The following is a 22,322-nucleotide window of genomic DNA, read 5'->3' as shown; positions in this document are numbered from 1 at the left end:
CGACGACAAAGCCTCTCCTGCGAACTGGGGCGGGGGCACTATGTCAACTCCCGCGCATCTGATCCTGGACCGCCTCGGCCCGTACGCAGATGGGACACGGATCGGACGTGGATCGGCCGGGGCCCCGGATTTCACCGCGGGGCCCCGGCCCGGCGCTAGCCCTCAGCGCTCCGTGGCGCGGCTACTGCGCCCGGCGCAGCCGGTCGGAAACCATCGCGCCGATCTCGCGCAGCGGTTCCGGGTTCATCATGTGCGTGTGCTTGCAGTCGACGGTTCGGTAGTCGATCCCGGGACCGACGTACGGATCCCAGACCCCCGCCTCCAGTCTGTGGTCCGCTTCCTCGCCCACGGCGGCCAGCACCAGCGTCGGCGCGGCCACCGGGCGGTGAACCACGTCCAGGCCGATCCGGGCGTTGTTGAGCGTCACGTCCATCATGTCCCGGACCTCGGACGCACTGAGGCCGGCCAGGGCCGTGTTGTGCGTCCGGAGCATCTCGACGGCGCGCTCGTGGGTGAGTTCGGCCGCCTCCTCGTCCGTCAGCTCGAGGTCGAACAGGCCCAGCATGGCGCGGTAGATATCGGCGACGTCCACCTTGGCCATCGCCTCCTCGACCTCTTGTCTGCTGACTGTGCTGACCGGGTGGCAGTCGAGCAGGGCCAGCAGCTCGACCGTCCGGCCGCGCTCCTCCAGGATCTCCGTGATCTGGTGCGCGACCACTCCTCCGAAGGACCAGCCGAGAATGCGGTAGGGGCCTTCCGGCTGCACTTCCACAATGCGGCGCACATAGTCGTCGGCCATCTCCCGGACCGATTGTGCGAGGGCTCCCTTTCCGTCGAGTCCGCTCGCCTGGAGGGCGTAGACGGGGATGTCCTTGTCGATATGGCGGAGCAGACCGGAATACGTCCAGCCGAGCCCGCTTCCGGCGTGCACGCAGAACACCGGATTCCGGGTTCCCCCCGTGCGCAGCGGCAGTACGACGGCGAGCGAGTTCCCCTCGGAGTCACCGGCCATGCGCAGAGACAGACCGGCAACCGTGGGCGTTTCCATCATCGCCTTCACCGGGAGTTCCACGCCCAGTACTGACTTGATCTGCACCAGCAGCCGGATGGCCGAGAGGGAGTGTCCGCCCAGTTCGAAGAAGTTGTCGTCGATGCCCACCTTGGGCACGTCGAGGAATTCGGAGAAGAGCGCGCACAGCATTTCCTCCCGGGGGTTGCGCGGCCCGCGGTACCCATCGGCAGCCTCGTCCGCAGGCGGCTCCGGCAGGGCGGTCCGGTCCAGTTCCCCGTGGTCGGTCAGCGGCAGCCGCTCCAGAATGACGACGGCCACCGGGACAAGGTGTTCCGCGAGGTGTCGGGCCAGATGGGCCCGCAACGCGATCGGGTCGGCGCCCGCATCCGGGCTCACCGGTACGGCGTGTGCGACCAGAACGGCCCCGCCGCCCCCGTCCTCGCGCACGCTCACGACGGCCTGCGCGACGGCGGGGTGAGAGGTCAGCACGGCCTCGATCGCCCGCGGTTCGATGCGCAGGCCGCGCAGGACCGCGTGCTCGCCTTCGTCCGCGACGAACTCCAGGTCGTCCGTGCCGGTTCCCCACCGCACCAGTTCGCCCGTACGGTGCATCCACTCGCCGGAGTGGAACGGGCTCGGCACACACCGCTGAGCGGTCGGGGTGGTGTCCGGGCGGGCTCCCTTCAGGTACAGCTCGCCGGTCACCCCCCGGGGCACAGGACGCAGCCCCGCGTCGAGTACGTACGCGACGGCCCCGTTGAGGGGACGGCCGAGCACGGGACCGGTCACGCTGCCGACGGGCGTCGCCAAGGCGGCGGCACCGCAGCCCGCCGGGCGGTGGACGGCGTACGCCCGTGTCGCCGGCAGTACGCGAAGCCGGTGCCAGAGCGCAGCGCCGACCGGTTCGCCGGACAGCAGCAAGGCCGCCGGGTGGTGCTCGCCCGCTGTGAACAAGCCGGCGTTGACGAGCCGTTCGGCGGACCGCGGGGTCGCGGCGAGCGTGTGGATCCGGGCGGCGCGCAGGGCGTCGACGGTTGCCCGCGCATCGGCCGGGGCGGGCCCGCCGATCAGGTGCAGCTCATGGCCGTCGAGCAACGCCGTCAGTGCGTCCCACGCGTTGACGGAGGACAGGGGGTGGGTCAGTCCCACGCGCAGCGGTCCGGCCTGGCCGAAGACGTGGATGCGGTGGTCCGCCGCGAGGGCTGCCAGCTCGGCGTGGGTGACCGCGTGGGTGAAGGGCCCGGCGAACACCTGCGCGGCGTGCGCAGGCAGCAGCGGCTCGATGCGCTCCGCGTCGGTCACGTCCGTGTCGGTCGCGTCCGCCTCGGTCGCGTCCTGCCGGTCCATGTCCGGCGAACCGGCCGTCAGGACCGGCCGGTCACCGCTCGCCCGGGCGACGCCGACGATCAGCAGTGGATCGGCCGCTTCGATCGTCGCGGTGTCCGGGTCGGCTTCCAGGGCCAGGCAGGCCGCGCCGGTCTTGAGGACGGCGAGCAGCCCGATCACCGCCTCGGCGGACGGTGGCAGGGCCAGGGCCAGCACCCGTCCCGGGCCCGCGCCGTGCCCGATCAGCCGTCGGGCGAGCCGGTTGGCCCACGCGTTGACCTGCGCGTAGGTCAACGCGATGCCGTCCTCGACGACCGCCGTCGCGTCCGGGGTGGCCGCCGCCTGCTCCTCGAAGAGCCGTACGACGGTCGTGTCGTCCGGCGTCCGCGGTGCCGAGTCCCGTGCCCCGGACGTCTCCCAGTGCTGCCGTTCGGCGGGGCTGAGGACATCGAACGCGCTCAGCCTGTGGTGCGGGGCGGCCACCATGGTGTCCACCAGCGCGGTCAACCGGTCGGCCATCGCCGCCGCAGTCCCGTGGTCGAACAGGTCGGCGGCGTAGCGCAGGGCCCCCGTGACCCCGGCCGGGGCACCGTCTTGTGTCATGCGCTCGGAGAAGGTGAAGTCGACGTCGAACTTCGCCGTGGGCGTCTCGATGCCGACCGCTTCGATGTCCAGCTCGGCCGGGCCCTCGTACGCGTCGCCCGTGACACCGAAGTCCACCATGACCTGGAACAGCGGGTGCCGCGCGGTCGCCCGGTACGGGTTGACCAGCTCGACCAGCCGCTCGAACGGCAGGTCCTGGTGGACGTACGACTCCAGTACGGCCTGGCGGACCCGGCCGACGAGGTCGCCGAAGGTCGGGTCACCCGACAGATCGGCGCGCAGCACCAGCGTATTGACGAAGAACCCGATCAGGTCCTCCAGCGCCTCGTCGGTGCGCCCGGCGACGGGCGTGCCGAGCACGATGTCATCGCCCGCGCCCAGCTTGGACAGCAGTACGGACACCGCGGACTGGAGCACCATGGCGGTGCTCGCGCCGGAGGCCTCGGCGAGCGCGGCCAGGGCGCGGTGTACCCGTGCCGGCAGTTCGAAGCGGACGGTGCCGCCCTGGTAGCTCGGCTCCGCCGGGCGGGGCCGGTCCGCCGGCAGGGCGAGTTCCTCGGGCGCTCCGGCGAGCAGCTTGCGCCAGTAGACGATCTGCTGCGCGACGGTGCTGTCCGGGTCGTCCTCGTCGCCGAGGATGTAACGCTGCCAGAGCGTGTAGTCGATGTACTGGACGGGCAGCCGAGGCCAGTGCGGCGCGGTTCCGTGGATCCGTGCGCTGTAGGCCGCGGTCAGGTCCCGGAGCAGCCGTCCGGCTGACCAGCCGTCGCCCGCGATGTGGTGCAGGAGCACCAGCAGGACGCGGGAGCCGTCGGTTCCGTCGGATTCGTCCGTCGCGTCGCCGTCGACCGGGGCGGCCACGTGCCACAGCTCGGCGCGCACCGGGATCTCGGTCCCGAGGTCGAATGCGTACGAGACGGCGGCCGCCATGCGCTGCGGCCACTCCTCTTCCGTGGCCCGGGTGACCCGCCAGCCGAAGTCGGCCGCTCCGGCGTCGCGCACGTGCTGGCGCGGTTCCCCGTCGGTCTCGGGGAAGACCGTACGCAGCGACTCGTGCCGGGCGATGACATCGGCGAGCGCCGCCCGCAGCGTTTCCTCGTCGACGGCTCCCCGCAGGCGCAGTGCCAGGGGCAGGTTGTAGGTCGCCGACCGGCCTTCGAGCTTGTGCAGGAACCAGAGGCGGCGCTGCGCGAACGACAGCGGGACCGCCTCGGGCCGCTCCATGGGCAGCAGGGCCGCACGCGCGGTCGCCGCGCCGGAGTCGATGCGTTCGGCCAGCCCGGCCACGGTCGGGGCGTCGAAGACCGCGGCGATCGGTACCTCGATCCCCAGGGCGCCGCGGATCCGGCTGACCAGCCGTGTGGCGAGCAGCGAGTGCCCGCCCAGCTCGAAGAAGCTGTCGTCGACGGTCACCCGCTTCAGCCCGAGGACGTCGGCGAAGAGCTCGCACAGGATCTCCTCGCGGGGTGTGCGGGGGGCCCGTCCGCTGCTGAGGATGCCGTAGTCCGGGGCCGGCAGGGCCGCGCGGTCCAGCTTTCCGATCGGGGTCACCGGCAGCTCGTCGAGCACGACGAAGGCCGACGGGACCATGTAGTCGGGCAGCCATTCGCGCAGCCGGGCCGGCAGTTCCCGGTGGAGCCGGGCGAGCCGGGCGGTCCGGGCCGGGCTGTTGGAGTACGGCGCCGCGTGGGCCGGTTCGCCGGACGGCTGTCGCCTGCCCCGGTAGGCGGCGACCGGGCCGTCCGCCTGCGGCAGGAGGACCATGTCGAAACGATGCGGGTCGCCGGTCTCGGACGGGGTGGCGACGGCCCGCAGGCCGAGCCGCTCGGCGTACGTGATGACGGTCTCCGGGTCCGCCACGGCATGCGCGGGTTCCGGCTCCAGGCCGTCGATCCGGCGGAGTGCTGCCGCGTCCTCGGTCAGTCGGCTGTTGGGGATTTTGGTGAGCCGCAGGCCGCCGGGGTGTTCCCGCAGCAGATCCGCGAGCCCGTCCGGTCCGCCGTGGCACTCCGCCCAGTCGATCTCCGCCAGGGCGTGGACCTCGGCGGGAACCGTCGGGGTCTTGCAGATGATCACTTCGTAGCGGTAGCGGGAGAGTTCGTTGTCGAACGCACCGCGCTTGAGCCGGATGTCCACACCCCCGATGTCCGCCAGTTCGCGGCCGAGGCCGGTGAAGAACTCGGGCGCGAGGAGCAGTTCCTCCTCGCCGGTCACCTTGTGGTCGATCTGGGCCCGCTGGGCCGGCAGGCCGTCGGTCGTGTCGGTGCCTTCGGCACCGGCCCGGACGACACCGGCCTGCATCGTGCGCAGCAGCCGCAGGTTCCGTATGTCGCCCAGGTACAGGGTGCCGCCGGGCACCAGCAGAGCCAGCGCCTTGCGGATGACGTCGGTCAGGTAGTCGGCGCTGGGGAAGTACTGCGCGACCGAGTTCACGACGATGGTGTCGAAGAAGTCCCCGGGCAGGCCCGAGGTGTCGTCGGCGGGCTGCGCTCTCAGTTCCACCCGGCCGGCGAGTTCCTGGGCGTGGTCCTCGATCCGGGCGCGCAGGCTGTCGATGGCGGACGACGAGAAGTCGGTGCCCCAGTATGCGGTGCAGTGCGGCGCCACCTGGGAGAGGATCAGGCCGTTTCCGACGCCGAGTTCCAGTACGCGGCGCGGGCGCAGCCGCAGGATCTCCCCGACGGCCGAGGCGCGCCACGCGTGCATCTCGGCGAGCGGGATCGGAGAGCCGTCGTAACTGCTCGTCCAGATCCCGAAGTCCTCCCAGAACCCTCCGGTTTCGGTCTGGTCGCGGTAGAGCGATTCATAGACCTCCTGCCAGGAATCGACTTGGAGCCCGCTCTCGGCCCCGTCGTGTCCCCCGGTCCGTTCCCGGTCGGGTACGACGTACCCGACGAGCTGCGGGGTGTCGTTGTCCTCGCGGACGAGGACCGTGGCGGCGGCGATGCCGTCCTGCCGGGAGAGAGCGGCTTCGATCTCGCCCAGTTCGATGCGGAAGCCCCGGACCTTGACCTGATCGTCGACCCGGCCGATGAACTCCAGGCCGCCGTCGGCCTGCCATGTGGCGAGGTCGCCGGTGCGGTACATGCGTGTGCCGGCAGCGCCGAAGGGGTTGGCCACGAAGCGCTCGGCGCTCAGGCCGGGCCTGCGCAGGTAGCCACGGGCCAGGAAGGGACCGGCGAGGTACAGCTCGCCCGCCACCCCGTCCGGGACCGGCCGCAGGCCCGCGTCCAGCACGTACACCTGGGCGTTGCGCAGCGGCCGGCCGATCCGTGGGGTGCGTTCGGGACCGGTCACGTCGGCGGCGGTGATCCAGACGGTGGCCTCGGTGGGGCCGTAGAGGTTGACGGCTCCGCCGCCCTGCGCCCGCAGCCGCTCGGCAAGGGTGGCGGGCAGTGCCTCGCCTCCGACGAGCAGCCTCATGTCCGCCAGCCCGTCCGGGGCGTGCGCCAGGATCGACCGGTACACCGAGGGGGTGGCCTGGAAGACCGTCGCGCCGCTGTCACGGATCAGGCGGTGCAGGGCGATCGGGTCCCTGGCGACCTGATCGGTGGCCAGCTCCACGCTCGCGCCGCGGAGCAGCGGGGCGTGGATCTCGACGGCCGTGATGTCGAAGGTGACGGTGGTCGCGGCCACCATGCGGTCCTGCGGGGTCAGCGGGACGCGCGCGAGGACGGCGTCCAGGAAGTGGGCGATGCTCGCCTGCGAGATCACCACGCCCTTGGGGTAGCCGGTCGAGCCCGAGGTGTAGATGACGTAGGCGGAGTGGTCGCCGCGGACTGGGGTCCGCCGGTCCGCGTCCGTCACGTCGTCCGCCGGGAGGGAGGTCAGCAGGCCCTCCACGTCGGGGTCGCCGAGTCGGACCGACAGATCGGGCAGCGGGTGCGGCAGCGCTCCGTGCAGAGCGGACGTGGTGATCAGTGCGGCGGGCTCGGCGTCCGCGAGGACGTACGCGAGCCGGTCGGCCGGGTTGGTGGGGTCCATGGGCAGGTAGGCGGCGCCCGCCTTCAGTACGGCGAGGATCGCCACGACCATGTCCACGGAGCGGGGGAGGGCCAGCGCGACCACGCTCTCCGCGCCGATGCCCTGGCCGAGCAGGTACCGGGCCAGCTGGTTGGCCCGTGCGTTCAGCCGCCCGTAGTCGGCCTCCTGCGTACCGCAGCGCACGGCGAGGGCTCCGGGGGTGGCTGCGGCCTGCCGCTGGAACGTCTCGTGCACCCACCGCGCGGGCGGCTCGGCTCCCGTGTCGTTGCGGGCCACCAGGATCTCGGCCCGCTCGGAGGCGGTGAGCAGCGCGGCGTCCTCGATCCGCACTGCCGGGTCGAGAACCGCTGCGCGCAGCAGGTTTTCGTACCAGACGGCGAACTTCTCGACGGTGGCCCGGTCGAACAGCTCGGTGGCGTATTCGAGGGTGGCGCTCAGCCCCGCGGGCCGGCCCTGTGCCGTCTCGTTCTCCGCGAGACTCAGGAACAGGTCGAACTTGGAGTTGTCGCCTTCCAGCGGGTAGGGCGTGGCCTCGACGTCGTGCAGGCGCAGGGTCGGCGCGTCGACGTTCTGCAGCTGGAACATCACCTGGAACAGGGCGTTGCTGGAGAGCGAGCGCACCGGGTTGATCGCCTCGACCAGGTACTCGAAGGGCAGGTCCTGGTGGGTGTAGGCGGTCAGCGCGGTGTCGCGGACCCGTTCGAGCAGCTCGTCGAAGCGCGGGTTGCCGCTGGTGTCCGTACGGAGCACCAGGGTGTTGACGAAGAACCCGACCAGGTCGGTCAGGGCCTCGTCGGTGCGGCCCGCGATCGGGATGCCGACGGGGATGTCGTGGCCCGCGCCGAGCCGGGTGAGCAGGGCGGCGAAGCCGCTCTGCAGGACCATGAACAGGGTGGAGCGGGAGTCCGCGGCGACTTTGCGCAGGCCTGCGTGGAGTTCGGCGTCCAGGGCGAAGGTCAGGGCACCGCCCCGGTAGCCGGCGACAGCGGGGCGCGGCCGGTCCGTGGGAAGTTCGAGCTGGGACGGGATGCCGTCGAGCGCGTCCTTCCAGTAGGCGAGCTGCCGTGAGACCAGGCTGTCCGGGTCGTCGGTCCGGCCGAGGAGCTCCTGCTGCCAGATCGCGTAGTCCACGTACTGGACGGGCAGGGGGGCCCAGCCGGGGGCGGAGCCCGCGAGCCGGGCCTCGTACGCCTCGGAGAGGTCACGCATCAGCGAGGCGCGGGACGCCCCGTCCGCGACGATGTGGTGCATCAGCAGTACGAGCACGGGTCCGGATGCCGGGCCGCCGAAACCGGTCGGTTCCGGAACGAACAGCCAGGCCCTCACCGGCGGTTCGGAGTCGAGGCCGAAATGGTGACCGATCGCCTCGTGTACCGCCTGGTGGATCCTGTCCGGCGCCACCCAGGCGACGGTCAACGGCAGTCCGGCGGCGGCCGGGTCGAGCACCACCTGGTGCGGTTCCCCGTCCGTTTCCCGGAAGACCGTACGCAGCGACTCGTGCCGCAGCGCCACATCGCGCAGTGCTGCCCGCAGCACGTCCTGGTCCACCGGCCCGGACAGGTTGAGCACGAACGGCCAGTTGTACGCGGCCGACGGTCCCTCCAACCGGTTCAGGAACCACAGCCGGCGCTGCGCGAACGACAGCGGTACGGCATCAGGACGGGGCATCGGCGTCAGGGTCGTGCGGACTTGACCGGTGCCCGTCTCGATCCACGCGGCCAGCCCGGCCACGCTCGGCGTGGCGAACACCGCGCTGATGGGTACCTCGACGCCGAGCGCGGCCCGGATCCGGCTGACGAGCCGTGTCGCGAGCAGTGAGTGTCCGCCCAGCTCGAAGAAGCTGTCGTCGATGGTGACGCGGTCGACTCCGAGGACACCGGCGAACAGCCCGCACAGGACGTCCTCCTGCGCGGTGCGCGGGGCCCGGCCGGCGCTGAGTGCCCCGAAGTCGGGCGCCGGCAGCGCACGCCGGTCCAGCTTGCCGTTGGGTGTCAGGGGGATGCCGTCGAGAGCCACGACGGCCGCCGGAACCATGTAGTCCGGGAGGCGCTCGGCCAGGAAGGCGCGCAGGGCGGCGGTGTCCACACCGACCGTGCCCCGCTCGCCGTCCGCGACGACGTACCCGACGAGCTGGGTGTCACCTTGCCCGGTCTCGCGGGCCGCGACGGCGGCCTGTCGTACGTCCGGGTGGCCGAGCAGCGTCGCCGAGATCTCACCCGGATCGATGCGGAAGCCCCGGATCTTGAGCTGCTCGTCCGCACGCCCGGCGTATTCCAGCTGTCCGTCCGCGCGCCAGCGGACGAGGTCGCCCGTGCGGTACATGCGTGCACCCGGTTCGAAGGGGCAGGCCACGAACCGCTCGGCGGTGAGGCCGGTCCTGCCCAGGTAGCCACGGGCCAGCTGGGCACCCGCGACGTACAGTTCGCCCACCGCGCCCGTCGGTACCAGCCCCAGCCGCTCGTCGAGCACGTAGGCGCGCATGTTCCAGAACGGGCGCCCGATCGGGACCGGTCCGGCGGGCAGCTTCTCCTTCGGGCCGATCCGGAACTCGGTGCAGTTGACGGTGGTCTCGGTCGGCCCGTAGGCGTTGACGACCGTGACCCGCCGGTTGGCGGCCCGCCACTGCTGCAGCGCTTCGCTGGTCAGGGCCTCGCCCCCGAGGATCAGCATCTCGCCCGGCGACCAGTGCTTGGGCAGGTCGCTCAGCATCGGCAGGTGCGACGGGGTTGCCTTCAGCAGCGCCACGGGAACGCCGTTGCCCTGGGCCGGGAGGTCGTCCAAGCCGCTGAGGTAGACCCGGCCACCGACGACCAGCGTGGTGTAGAGGCCGGTGACGGTCAGGTCGAAGGCCATCGAGGTGGGCACCAGCGTCGCGCCGCGCGCGGCCGGGTAGTGGTGCGCGGACCAGTTCAGATAGTTGGCGACGGAGCGGTGCTCCACCACGACGCCCTTCGGCGTGCCGGTGGAGCCCGACGTGTAGATGACGTACGCCGGGTGCTCCATCTCGACGTCGATCTCGGGATCGGTGTCGTCGAAGCCGGACAGGTCCTGGGCTAGCGCGGCCTCGTCGAGGACGAGGACCGGCGCGGAGTCGGCCAGGATGAAGTCGCGCCGCGCCTGCGGGTACTCGGGGTCGACCGGCACGTACGCGCCGCCCGCCTTCAGTACGGCGAGGACCGCGACGACGGCGTCGAGGGACCGGGGCACCAGCACGCCGACGAGCTTCTCGGGGCCCACGCCCTGGCCGACGAGCCAGTGCGCGAGCCTGTTGGCACGGGCGTTCAGCTCTCCGTACGTCAGGGACTGGGCGCCGCACACCAATGCGACCGCGTCCGGGGCTCGCCGTACCTGGGTCTCGAACAGCTCGGGGAGCGTGAGCTGGGGCACCTCCACGGCGGTGTCGTTCCAGGCGTTCAGCATCTGCCCGCGCTCGGCTTCGGCCAGCAGCTCGACGCGCCCGAGGCTCAGCGACGGGTCGGCCACGACCTGCTCCAGCAGCCTCACCCAGCGCTCCAGCAGCCCCTCGACCGTCGAACGGTCGAACAGTGCGGTGGCGTACTTCAGCGCACCGACGATGCCGACGGGCGCACCGGCGTCGTCGTGTCGCTCCAGGACGTTGACCGACAGGTCGACCTTGGCGGTCTCGATGTCGACAGGCTCGCCGGCGACCTCCAGCCCGGACAGGCCGAACTCGGCGGTCGGGTTGTCCTGGAGGACCAGCATGACCTGGAAGAGCGGGTGGTGGGAGGAGGAGCGATTGGGGTTGAGGAGTTCCACGAGGTGGTCGAAGGGCACGTCCTGGTGCTCGTACGCCGCGAGGCTGGTCTCTCGGACGCGGCCGAGGAGTTCCTCGAAGCTCGGGTCGCCGGAGGTGTCCGTACGCAGGACGAGGGTGTTGACGAAGAACCCGACGAGGTCGTCGAGGGCGTCGTCCATGCGGCCCGCGATCGGCGAGCCGAGCGGGATGTCCGTTCCGGCTCCGAGGCGGGTCAGCAGCGCTGCCATGGCCGCTTGGAGGGCCATGAAGACGGTGGCGCCGGACTTCCGGGCCAGTTCGGCCAGCCGCCGGTGCAGCTCCGCGTCCAGCTCGAAGTCCACCGAGGCACCGGCGTATGAGATCTCCGCCGGCCGGGGCCGGTCGGCGGGCAGGCTGATCTGCTCGGGGAGAGCCGCCAGTGTCTCGCGCCAATAGGCCACCTGCCGCCCGTACAGACTGTCCGGGTCGTCTTCGTCACCGAGCAGCTCGCGCTGCCAAAGGGTGTAGTCGACGTACTGCACCGGGAGCTCTTCCCACTGCGGAGCCAGGCCCTGACGACGTGCTCCGTACGCGTCGACCACGTCACGCGCCAGCGCACCCAGCGACCAGCCGTCGCCGGTGATGTGGTGCAGCAGGAGCAGCAGGACGTGCTCTTCGGGTCCGAGCTCGAACAGCCATGCGCGGAAGGGGACTTCGGAGGCCAGTCGGAAGGTGTGACGGGCGGCTTCGCCGAGTGCCGTCGGCAGCTCCGCTTCCGTCACGGTGCGCCGCTCCCAGACGAAGGCCGACGCGGCCTCCGCGGCGTCCAGCACCACCTGGTGGGGCTCTCCGTCGACGGCCTGGAAGACGGTGCGCAGCGACTCGTGCCGAGCCATCGCGTCACTCAGGGCGGAGCTCAGGGCGGCCTCGTCGAGCCTGCCGCGCAGCCGCAGCGGAAGCGGCATGTTGTAGGTCGTCGAAGGGCCCTCCAGCTGGTCCAGGAACCACAGGCGCCGCTGGGCGAAGGACAGCGGAATCACCTCCGGGCGCTTCATGGGAGCCAGCGGCAGCCGGGTGTCGGCGACGGGACGCAGACCCAGCTCGTCGATCAGGCCGGACACCGTCGGCGACTCGAACATGACGTGGAAGGGGATCTCCACGTCGAGTTCGGTACGGATCCGGTTGACCAGGCGGGTGGCGAGGAGGGAGTGGCCGCCGAGGTCGAAGAAGCTGTCATCGACTCCGATCTCCTCGACGCCCAGCACTTCGGCGAAGAGCCCGCAGAGGATCTCCTCCTCCCGAGTGCGCGGAGCCCGGCTGCCGGAGGCTGCCGCGTAGTCGGGCTTGGGCAGTGCCCGGCGGTCCAGCTTGCCGTTCGGGGTGAGCGGGAGACCGTCGTCCAGCAGCACCACGGCTGCCGGGACCATGTACTCGGGAAGCCGCTCGGCGAGCGACTCCACCAGCACCCCCGCAACGGGCCGGCCACCAGCATCGGGAACCACATAGGCCACCAGGCGCTGATCCCCCGGAACGTCCTCACGAGCGATCACCGCAGCCTGACGGACACCCTCAAAACCCACCAGCAGCGACTCGATCTCACCCGGCTCGATCCGGAACCCACGCACCTTCACCTGCTCATCAGCACGCCCCAGATACTCCAGCTGCCCATCCACGCGCCAGCGCACCAGGTCACCGGTCCGGTACATCCGCGCACCCACACCGAACGGAGACGCAACGAACCGCTCAGCCGTCAGACCAGCACGACCCACATACCCGCGCGCCAGACCCGAACCCGCCACATACAACTCACCCGGAACACCCACCGGCACCGGACACAAACCCTCATCCAGCACATACACGGACGTGTTCACCACCGGATGACCGATGGGAACCACACCGTCCGACACCTCACCGCTCATCGACACACACACCGTCGACTCCGTCGGACCATACGCATTCACCACACGCCGCGACCCCGACCACCGGGCCACCAACTCCACAGGAGCAGCCTCACCCGCCAGAACAACCGTCTCCAAAGACGAAAGCCCCGACCCAGACTCCACACCAGCAGGCAAAGCCCCCAGCACCGACGGCGGCACCGTCACATGCGTGATCCCCTGCCCGGCCAGCACCTCCAGCAGCGCCTCACCCGCCAGCTTCCCGCCCTCCGGCAGCACCAGCACCGCACCCGACGCGAACGACATCAACATCTCCGACATCGCCGCGTCAAAACTCGGCGACGCGAACTGCAGAACCCGGCTCGCAGCCGTCACACCGAACCGCTCGACCTGCGCGGACCCCAGACTCGCCACACCCCGATGCGACACCACCACACCCTTGGGACGCCCCGTAGAACCCGACGTATAGATCACATACGCCGGATGCCCCAGATCCACCGCCACCCCAGGATCCGAATCCGCAAACCCGGAGAAGTCCCCACGCAGCACATCCTCGTCAAGGACGAGGACGGGCGCCGCGTCCTCAAGAATGAACGCACGCCGCTCCGCCGGATACTCCGGATCAACCGGCACGTACGCACCACCGGCCTTCAGCACGGCAAGCACAGAAACGACCATGTCAACCGAACGCGGCAGCACCACCGCCACCAACGACTCCGGCCCCACACCCTGACCGATCAGCCAATGCGCCAGCCGGTTCGCCCGCGCATTCAACTCCCCGTACGACAGCGACTCCCCGCCACGGACCACCGCCGTCGCACCCGGAGCCCGCACCACCTGGGCCTCGAACAGCCCAGCCATCGTCGCCTCGGACACCTCAACCGCCGTGTCATTCCAACCCGAGACCAGCTGAGCCCTCTCCACCTCCGACAACAGCTCGACACGCCCGATCGGCAACGACGGATCCGCCACCACCTGCTCCAACAACCGCACCCACCGACCCATCACCCGCTCGACCGTCACACGGTCGAACAGATCGGTCGCGTACTGAACGGCAGCGAGCACGCCTTCCGGGGTGCCGTCGTGACCGCGGCGTTCGACCACGTTGAGTTCGAGGTCCGCCTTGGAGATGTTCAGGTCCAGGCCACCGAGCTCTACCTGGAGGCCGGGGAATTCGAATGACGCCTCGGGCGCGTTCTGCAGGCCCATGATGACCTGGAAGAGCGGGTGGTGCGAGGTCGAGCGCTCCGGGTTGAGCAGCTCCACCAGGTGCTCGAACGGCACCTCCTGGTTGCCGTACGCCGCGAGGCTGGTCTCCCGGACGCGGCCGAGGAGTTCCTCGAAGCTCGGGTCGCCGGAGGTGTCCGTACGCAGGACGAGGGTGTTGACGAAGAACCCCACGAGATCGTCCAGCGCGTCATCCGTGCGGCCCGCGATCGGCGAGCCGATCGGGATGTCGGTTCCGGCGCCGTGACGGGTCAGCAGGGCCGCCATACCGGCTTGGAGCGCCATGAACACGGTGGTGCCCGATGCCCGTGCCAGAGCGATCAGCCGACGGTGCAGGGCGGCATCGAGCTCGAAGGTCAGATAGCCGCCCCGGTACGAGGCCTGCGCCGGGCGGGGCCGGTCGGCGGGGAAGCTCACCTGATCCGGCAGACCGGCCAACTGCTCGCGCCAGTACGCCACTTGGCTCTGGTAGAGACTGTCGGGGTCAGCGGCCTCACCGAGCAGTTCACGCTGCCAGAGGGTGTAATCGGCGTACTGGACCGGGAGTTCGGACCATCGGGGGGCAGCACCGCGCGTGCGCGCCGTGTAGGCCTCCACCACGTCCCGGGCCAGGGGGCCCATCGACCAGCCGTCACCCGCGATGTGGTGCATCAGAAGCATCAGGACGCTGTCATCCGCGCCCAGTTCGAAGAACGACGCGCGCAGAGGCAGTTCGCCGGACAGGTCGAACCCGTGCCGGGCCGCTTCTTCCAGCGCGGCCGGAAGCTCGTCCTCGCTGACGACACGGTGATCCCAACGGAAGTCGGCTTCCCCGGTTTCCAGCACCAGCTGATACGGCTCACCCCCCGCCTCGGGGAACACCGTACGCAGCGACTCGTGCCGGCCGATGACGTCACGCAGCGCACTGGCGAGCGCGGCAGGGTCCACCGCTCCCTTCAGGCGCAGGATGAGCGGGACGTTGTACGTCGCCGAGCGGCCGTCCATCTGGTGGAGGAACCACAGGCGGCGCTGCGCGAAGGACAGCGGTACGGCCTCCGGGCGCTTCATCGGAACAAGGGTGGCGCGCCCCCGCAGCAGGGACGCGTCGAGCAGCGCCGCGAGGCCTGCGACCGTCGGCGAGTCGAAGACGTCCATGATGGGCAGCTCCACGCCCAGGACGGTCCGGATGCGGCTCACGAGGCGGGTGGCGAGGAGGGAATGGCCGCCGAGGTCGAAGAAGCTGTCATCGATGCCGACACGGTCGACGCCGAGGACTTCGGCGAACAGGCCCGCGAGGACCTCTTCCTGCGGAGTCCGCGGAACCCGCCCGCCCGAGGCCGCCGCATAGTCGGGCTTGGGCAGTGCCCGGCGGTCCAGCTTGCCGTTCGGGGTGAGCGGGAGACCGTCGTCCAGCAGCACCACGGCTGCCGGGACCATGTACTCGGGAAGCCGCTCGGCGAGCGACTCCACCAGCACCCCCGCAACAGGCCGGCCACCAGCATCGGGAACCACATAGGCCACCAGGCGCTGATCCCCCGGAACGTCCTCACGAGCGATCACCGCAGCCTGACGGACACCCTCGAAACCCACCAGCAGCGACTCGATCTCACCCGGCTCGATCCGGAACCCACGCACCTTCACCTGCTCATCAGCACGCCCCAGATACTCCAACTGCCCATCCGCACGCCAGCGGACCAGATCACCCGTCCGGTACATCCGCGCACCCACACCGAACGGAGACGCCACAAACCGCTCAGCCGTCAGACCAGCACGACCCACATACCCGCGCGCCAGACCCGAACCCGCCACATACAACTCACCCGGAACACCCACCGGCACCGGACACAAACCCTCATCCAGCACATACACGGACGTGTTCACCACCGGATGACCGATGGGAACCACACCATCCGACACCTCACCGCTCATCGACACACACACCGTCGACTCCGTCGGACCATACGCATTCACCACACGCCGCGACCCCGACCACCGGGCCACCAACTCCACAGGAGCAGCCTCACCCGCCAGAACAACCGTCTCCAAAGACGAAAGCCCCGACCCAGACTCCACACCAGCAGGCAAAGCCCCCAGCACCGACGGCGGCACCGTCACATGCGTGATCCCCTGCCCGGCCAGCACCTCCAGCAGCGCCTCACCCGCCAGCTTCCCGCCCTCCGGCAGCACCAGCACCGCACCCGACGCGAACGACATCAACATCTCCGACATCGCCGCGTCAAAACTCGGCGACGCGAACTGCAGAACCCGGCTCGCAGCCGTCACACCGAACCGCTCGACCTGCGCGGACCCCAGACTCGCCACACCCCGATGCGACACCACCACACCCTTGGGACGCCCCGTAGAACCCGACGTATAGATCACATACGCCGGATGCCCCAGATCCACCGCCACCCCAGGATCCGAATCCGCAAACCCGGAGAAGTCCCCACGCAGCACATCCTCGTCAAGGACGAGGACGGGCGCCGCGTCCTCAAGAATGAACGCACGCCGCTCCGCCGGATACTCCGGATCAACCGGCACGTACGCACCACCGGCCTTCAGCACGGCAAGCACAGAAACGACCATGTCAACCGAACGCGGCAGCACCACCGCCACCAACGACTCCGGCCCCACACCCTGACCGATCAGCCAATGCGCCAGCCGGTTCGCCCGCGCATTCAACTCCCCGTACGACAACGACTCCCCGCCACGGACCACCGCCGTCGCACCCGGAGCCCGCACCACCTGGGCCTCGAACAGCCCAGCCATCGTCGCCTCGGACACCTCAACCGCCGTGTCATTCCAACCCGAGACCAGCTGAGCCCTCTCCACCTCCGACAACAGCTCGACACGCCCGATCGGCAACGACGGATCCGCCACCACCTGCTCCAACAACCGCACCCACCGACCCATCACCCGCTCGACCGTCACACGGTCGAACAGATCGGTCGCGTACTCGACGTACACGTCGATGCCGGCGGGGTTGTCCGCACGGTCACGGCGCTCAAGGACGTTCACAACGGTGTCGGCCGGTGAGAGCCGCAGGTCCGTGCCCTCCATCTCCATCTGGAGGCCGGGAAGTTCGAAAGACGCCTCGGGCGCGTTCTGCAGGGCGAGGATGACCTGGAAGAGCGGGTGGCGCGAGGTCGAGCGCTCCGGATTGAGCAGCTCCACCAGGTGCTCGAACGGCACCTCCTGGTTGCCGTACGCCGCGAGGCTGGTCTCCCGGACGCGGCCGAGGAGTTCCTCGAAGCTCGGGTCGCCGGAGGTGTCCGTACGCAGGACGAGGGTGTTGACGAAGAACCCCACGAGATCATCCAGCGCATTGTCCATGCGGCCTGCCATCGGCGAGCCGATCGGGATGTCCGTTCCGGCGCCGAGGCGGGTCAGCAGGGCCGCCATGGCCGCCTGGAGCACCATGAACACGGTCGCGTTCGAACCTCGGGCCAGGGCGATCAGCTGCCGATGCAGCTTGGCGTCCAGCTCCAAAGTCAGGTGTGCACCCTGGTACGAAGCCACCGCAGGGCGGGGCCGGTCGGCGGGGAAACTCACCTGATCCGGCAGACCGGCCAACTGCTCGCGCCAGTAGTCGATCTGGATCTCCAACATGCTGCTCGGAGCCGCCAGATCACCCAGCAGCTCACGCTGCCACAGCGTGAAGTCGGCGTACTGTACGGGAAGTTCGGCCCACTGGGGGGCAGCACCGTGCGTACGGGCCGTGTAAGCCTCCGCCACGTCCCGGGCCAGGGGGCCCATCGACCAGCCGTCACCCGCGATGTGGTGCATCAGAAGGAGCAGGACGCACTCGTCGCCACTCAGCTCGAACAGCCAGGCGCGCAACGGGATCTCGGAGGAAAGGTCGAACCCGTGCCGAGCCGCCTTCTCCAGTGCGGCCGGGAGCTCGTCCTCGCTGACCACACGGTGATCCCAACGGAAGTCGGCTTGCCCGGTTTCCAGCACCAGCTGATACGGCTCACCCCCCGCCTCGGGGAACACCGTACGCAGCGACTCGTGCCGGCCGACCACGTCACCCAGGGCGGCACGCAGCGCATCGGAGTCGATGGTGCCCTTGAGCCTGAGCGCCAAGGGCACGTTGTAGGTCGCCGACGGACCTTCCAGCTTGTGGAGGAACCACAGGCGGCGCTGGGCGAAGGACAGTGGCACCACATCAGGGCGCTCCATCGGTACCAGCGCCGTGCGAGCGAGCCCCCTGGCACCGGCCAGCGTTGCCGCCAGCCCGGCGACCGTCGGGGCGGCGAAGAGGTCCTTGATGGGCAGCTCCACGCCCAGGATGGTCCGGATGCGGCTCACGAGGCGGGTGGCGAGGAGGGAATGGCCGCCGAGGTCGAAGAAGCTGTCATCGATGCCGACGCGGTCGACGCCGAGGACTTCGGCGAACAGGCCGGCGAGGACCTCTTCCTGCGGAGTCCGCGGAGTCCGCCCGCCCGAGGCCGCCGCATAGTCGGGCTTCGGGAGCGCCCGGCGGTCCAGCTTGCCGTTCGGAGACAGCGGAAGCCGCGCCACGGCCATGACCGCCGACGGGACCATGTAATCGGGCAGGCCCTCGGCCAGCTGCGCACGGGCCGCCTTGACGACCGCCCCGATTCCACGAGCGGCACCGGGGCTGTTTACCCAGGCAGAAGTAGAACTGGAGGGAATGTAGACACCGGACAGGGCGGCATCGGCCGCCGTCCCCACCGGGAGGATGACGGCATCGAAGTGGGCCACCGACCCCGGTGACCAGGTCGGCACGACCCGCAGACCCAGCCCGGCGCCCCGGACAACCAGAGCCTCCGGATCAACAGCCGGCCCGAAGTCCTCCGCGTCATGCCCGTCAATGACATGCTCGGCCGCGACCTCGGCCACCAGCCGCGCATTCGGAATGCGCACCACACGCACCGGAACATCGATCCCGGCGAAAGCCTCAAGGTCCTGGCCCGGTTCCCAGACCACTTCACGGGCACCGGAAACGTCCAGCACTCCGGCCGGATCCTTGTGGAACACCACCTCGTAGCGATGCCGGGTCAGCTCATTGTGATACCCGCCCCGCTTCAGCCGGATATCCAGCCCGCCAATCCGGCCATCCCGCCGGGCCAGATCCGCAAAGAACTCGGGTGCGGCCACGAGTTCCTTCTCCAGCAGCACCGCACGGTCCACCACCGCGCGCGCCACCGCACCCCGGCCCGCGTGAACAGCCGCATGCAGAACACGCAGCGAACCCGCATGCCGCACGTCACCGACAATCAGCCGGCCGCCAGGAGCCAGCAGCCCGACCGCCCGGTCGATCACCCGCGCCAGATACTCCCCGTCAGGGAAGTACTGCACCACCGAATTGATCAGGACCGTGTCGAAGAAGCCCTCCGGCAGGCCTTCCGTCACGTCTGCCGGCTGTGCCCGCAGACGGACGTTCCCCAGACCCGCCTCGGCAACCTGGCCCTCCAGACGCCCGATCACCGCCGACGACAAATCCGTGCCCCAGTACTCCTCCACACCGCCGGCCAGATGCGCCATCAGCAGACCCGAACCGACACCGATCTCCAGCACCCGACGCGCACCGAACCCGCGCACCTGCTCCACGACCGCATCCCGCCAGGCACGCATCTCACCCAACGCAATCGGCTCACCCGAATACGAACTGTCCCAGCCCGAGAAATCCTCACCAAAGCCGCCAGAACCCGCCCCGGAATACACCGAGTCGTAAATCTCCCGCCACTCCTCCACCTGCGCCTCAGCACCCGACACATCAGCAGCACCCCACGCGGCCGCCACCTCAAGATCAGGCACGACATAGGCCACCAGACGCTGATCCCCCGGAACGTCCTCACGAGCGATCACCGCAGCCTGACGGACACCCTCAAAACCCACCAGCAGCGACTCGATCTCACCCGGCTCGATCCGGAACCCACGCACCTTCACCTGCTCATCAGCACGCCCCAGATACTCCAGCTGCCCATCCGCACGCCAACGCACCAGATCACCCGTCCGGTACATCCGCGCACCCACACCGAACGGAGACGCCACAAACCGCTCAGCCGTCAGACCAGCACGACCCACATACCCGCGCGCCAGACCCGAACCCGCCACATACAACTCACCCGGAACACCCACCGGCACCGGACACAAACCCTCATCCAGCACATAAAGCCGGGTATTCGCCACCGGCCGCCCGATCGGCACATCACCCACCATCGGGCCGGCCATCGCCACAATGACCGTCGTCTCCGTCGGACCATACGCATTCATCACCCGACGCCCCGGCGACCACCGCGCCACCAGATCCAGCGGCACCGCCTCAGCACCCACCACCAGACAGCACAGATCCCCCAGCAACGCCGGAGCATCCACCGGCAACGTCGCCACCACCGACGGCGGAATCAACGCATGCGACACCCGACCCTCAGCCAGGACCCGCAACAACTCCCCACCCACCAGCCGACCACGCTCAGGCACCACCAACACCGCACCCGAAGCAAAAGCCACCAGCAAATCCCAGAACGCAGTATCAAAACTCGGCGAAGCAAACTGCAGCACCCGGCTCTCCGGCCCCAGCTCCAGCAACCCGACCTGCGTCACCGCCAGACTCGCCACACCCCGATGCGACACCACCACACCCTTGGGCCGACCCGTAGAACCCGACGTATAAATCACATACTCCGGATGCCCCAGATCCACCACCACCCCAGGATCCGAATCCGCAAACCCCGAAAAATCCCCACCCAGCACACGCTCATCCAGCACAAGCACCGGCGCCGCATCCTCAAGAATGAACGCACGCCGCTCCGCCGGATACTCCACATCAATCGGCACATACCCGCCACCGGCCTTCAGCACAGCAAGGACCGCCACCACCAGATCAACCGAACGCGGCAGCATCACCCCCACCAACGACTCCGGCCCCACACCCTCACCGATCAGCCAATGCGCCAGCCGGTTCGCCCGCGCATTCAACTCCCCATACGACAACGACTCCCCACCACGCACCACCGCCGTCGCACCCGGATCCCGCACCACCTGAGCCTCGAACAACCCAGCCAGCGAAGCCTCCGGAACCACACACCCCGTCTCATTCCACCCCGACAACACCAGCTCCCGCTCAGCCTCCGCCAACAACTCAACCCCACCAACCCGCACCAACGGATCAGCCACCACCTGCTCCAGCAACCACACCCAACGCCCAAGCAACCGCTCAACCGACGAACGATCAAACAGATCCGTCGAATACTCGACCTGCACCTCGACGCCCGCCGGCCCGGTCACCGGCTCATGGCGCTCGGTGAGCGAGATGAGCATGTCGAAGCGGGACGTTCCGGATCCCAGGACCTCGGCCTGTACCTGGATTCCCGGGAGTTCGAAGTCTCCGCTCGGCGCGTTCTGGAGGACGAGGGCCACCTGGAAGAGCGGGTGGTGACCGGTGGACCGCTGCGGGTTCAGCAGCTCCACCAGATGTTCGAAGGGCACGTCCTGGTTGGCGTAGGCCGCCAGACTGGTCTCACGGACCCGGCCCAGCAGTTCCTCGAAGGTCGGATCGCCCGAGGTGTCCGTACGGAGCACGAACATGTTCACGAAGAAGCCGATGAGGTCATCGAGTGCCTCGTCCGTGCGACCGGCCACGCCCGCGCCCAGCGCGATGTCGGTGCCTGCGCCGAGCCGGCTCATCAGGGCCGCCATGCCCGCCTGGAGCACCATGAACACGGTGCTGTTCGAACGACGCGCCAGCTCGACGAGCCGTTGGTGCAGCTCCCGGTCCAGTTCGAGGCTCAGCTGCGCACCCTCGTACGATGCCACGGCGGGGCGGGCGCGGTCGGTGGGGAAAGTGGACTGTTCGGGCAGCCCGGCCAGTTTCTCCCTCCAATAGTCGACCTGCTTGGACAGCACACTGTTCGGGTCCGACTCGTCTCCGAGCAGTTCGCGCTGCCAGAGCGTGTAGTCGACGTACTGCACGGGCAGTTCGTCCCAGCTCGGGTTCCGGTCCTCGACGCGCGCGGTGTACGCCTCGACCACGTCGCGCGCGAGCGGGCCCATCGACCAGCCGTCGCCCGCGATGTGGTGCATGAGAAGCATCAGGACGTGTTCGTCGGCCGACACCTCGAACAGCCAAGCTCGGATCGGTACTTCCGTGGCCAGGTCGAAGGTGTTGCGGGCCACCTCGTCCAGCGCGGCCGGCAGTTCCGCTTCCGTCACGGACCGCTGTTCCCAGGCGAGCCGCACATCCGCCGGATCGAGCACCAGCTGGTGCGGCTCACCATCGGCCTCGGGGAAGACGGTGCGCAGCGACTCGTGCCGCTCCATCACGTCCAGCAGGCCGGCGTGCAGCGCCTCCACGTCGATCCCGCCGCTCAGGCGCAGTGCGAGCGGCATGTTGTATGTCGCCGATGGTCCCTCCAGCTTGTGCAGGAACCAAAGCCGATGCTGCGCGAAAGACAACGGGATCATGAACTTTTCCTTCTTCCAACGAAGTCAACGAAGGCGGCGACAGAGGCACACGCGTCAGCGCCATACCGGTGAGCGCGCCAGGGCCGGTCGGCACCCCGGGAACGACACAGGGCCCGCCATGCCC

The 22,322-nt window shown here is 69.5% G+C and carries 1 pseudogene; it reads right to left on the bottom strand.

Annotated elements, in window-relative coordinates:
* Nucleotides 1-181: 181 nt before the first annotated feature.
* A pseudogene (locus tag OG737_RS28565) lies at nucleotides 182-22,198 on the bottom strand (non-ribosomal peptide synthase/polyketide synthase); the annotation flags it as partial.
* Nucleotides 22,199-22,322 lie beyond the last annotated feature (124 nt).

It is taken from the genome of Streptomyces sp. NBC_00122, assembly GCF_045160845.1.
Classification (GTDB): domain Bacteria; phylum Actinomycetota; class Actinomycetes; order Streptomycetales; family Streptomycetaceae; genus Streptomyces.
This window is presented reverse-complemented; position numbering and strand designations above follow the sequence as displayed.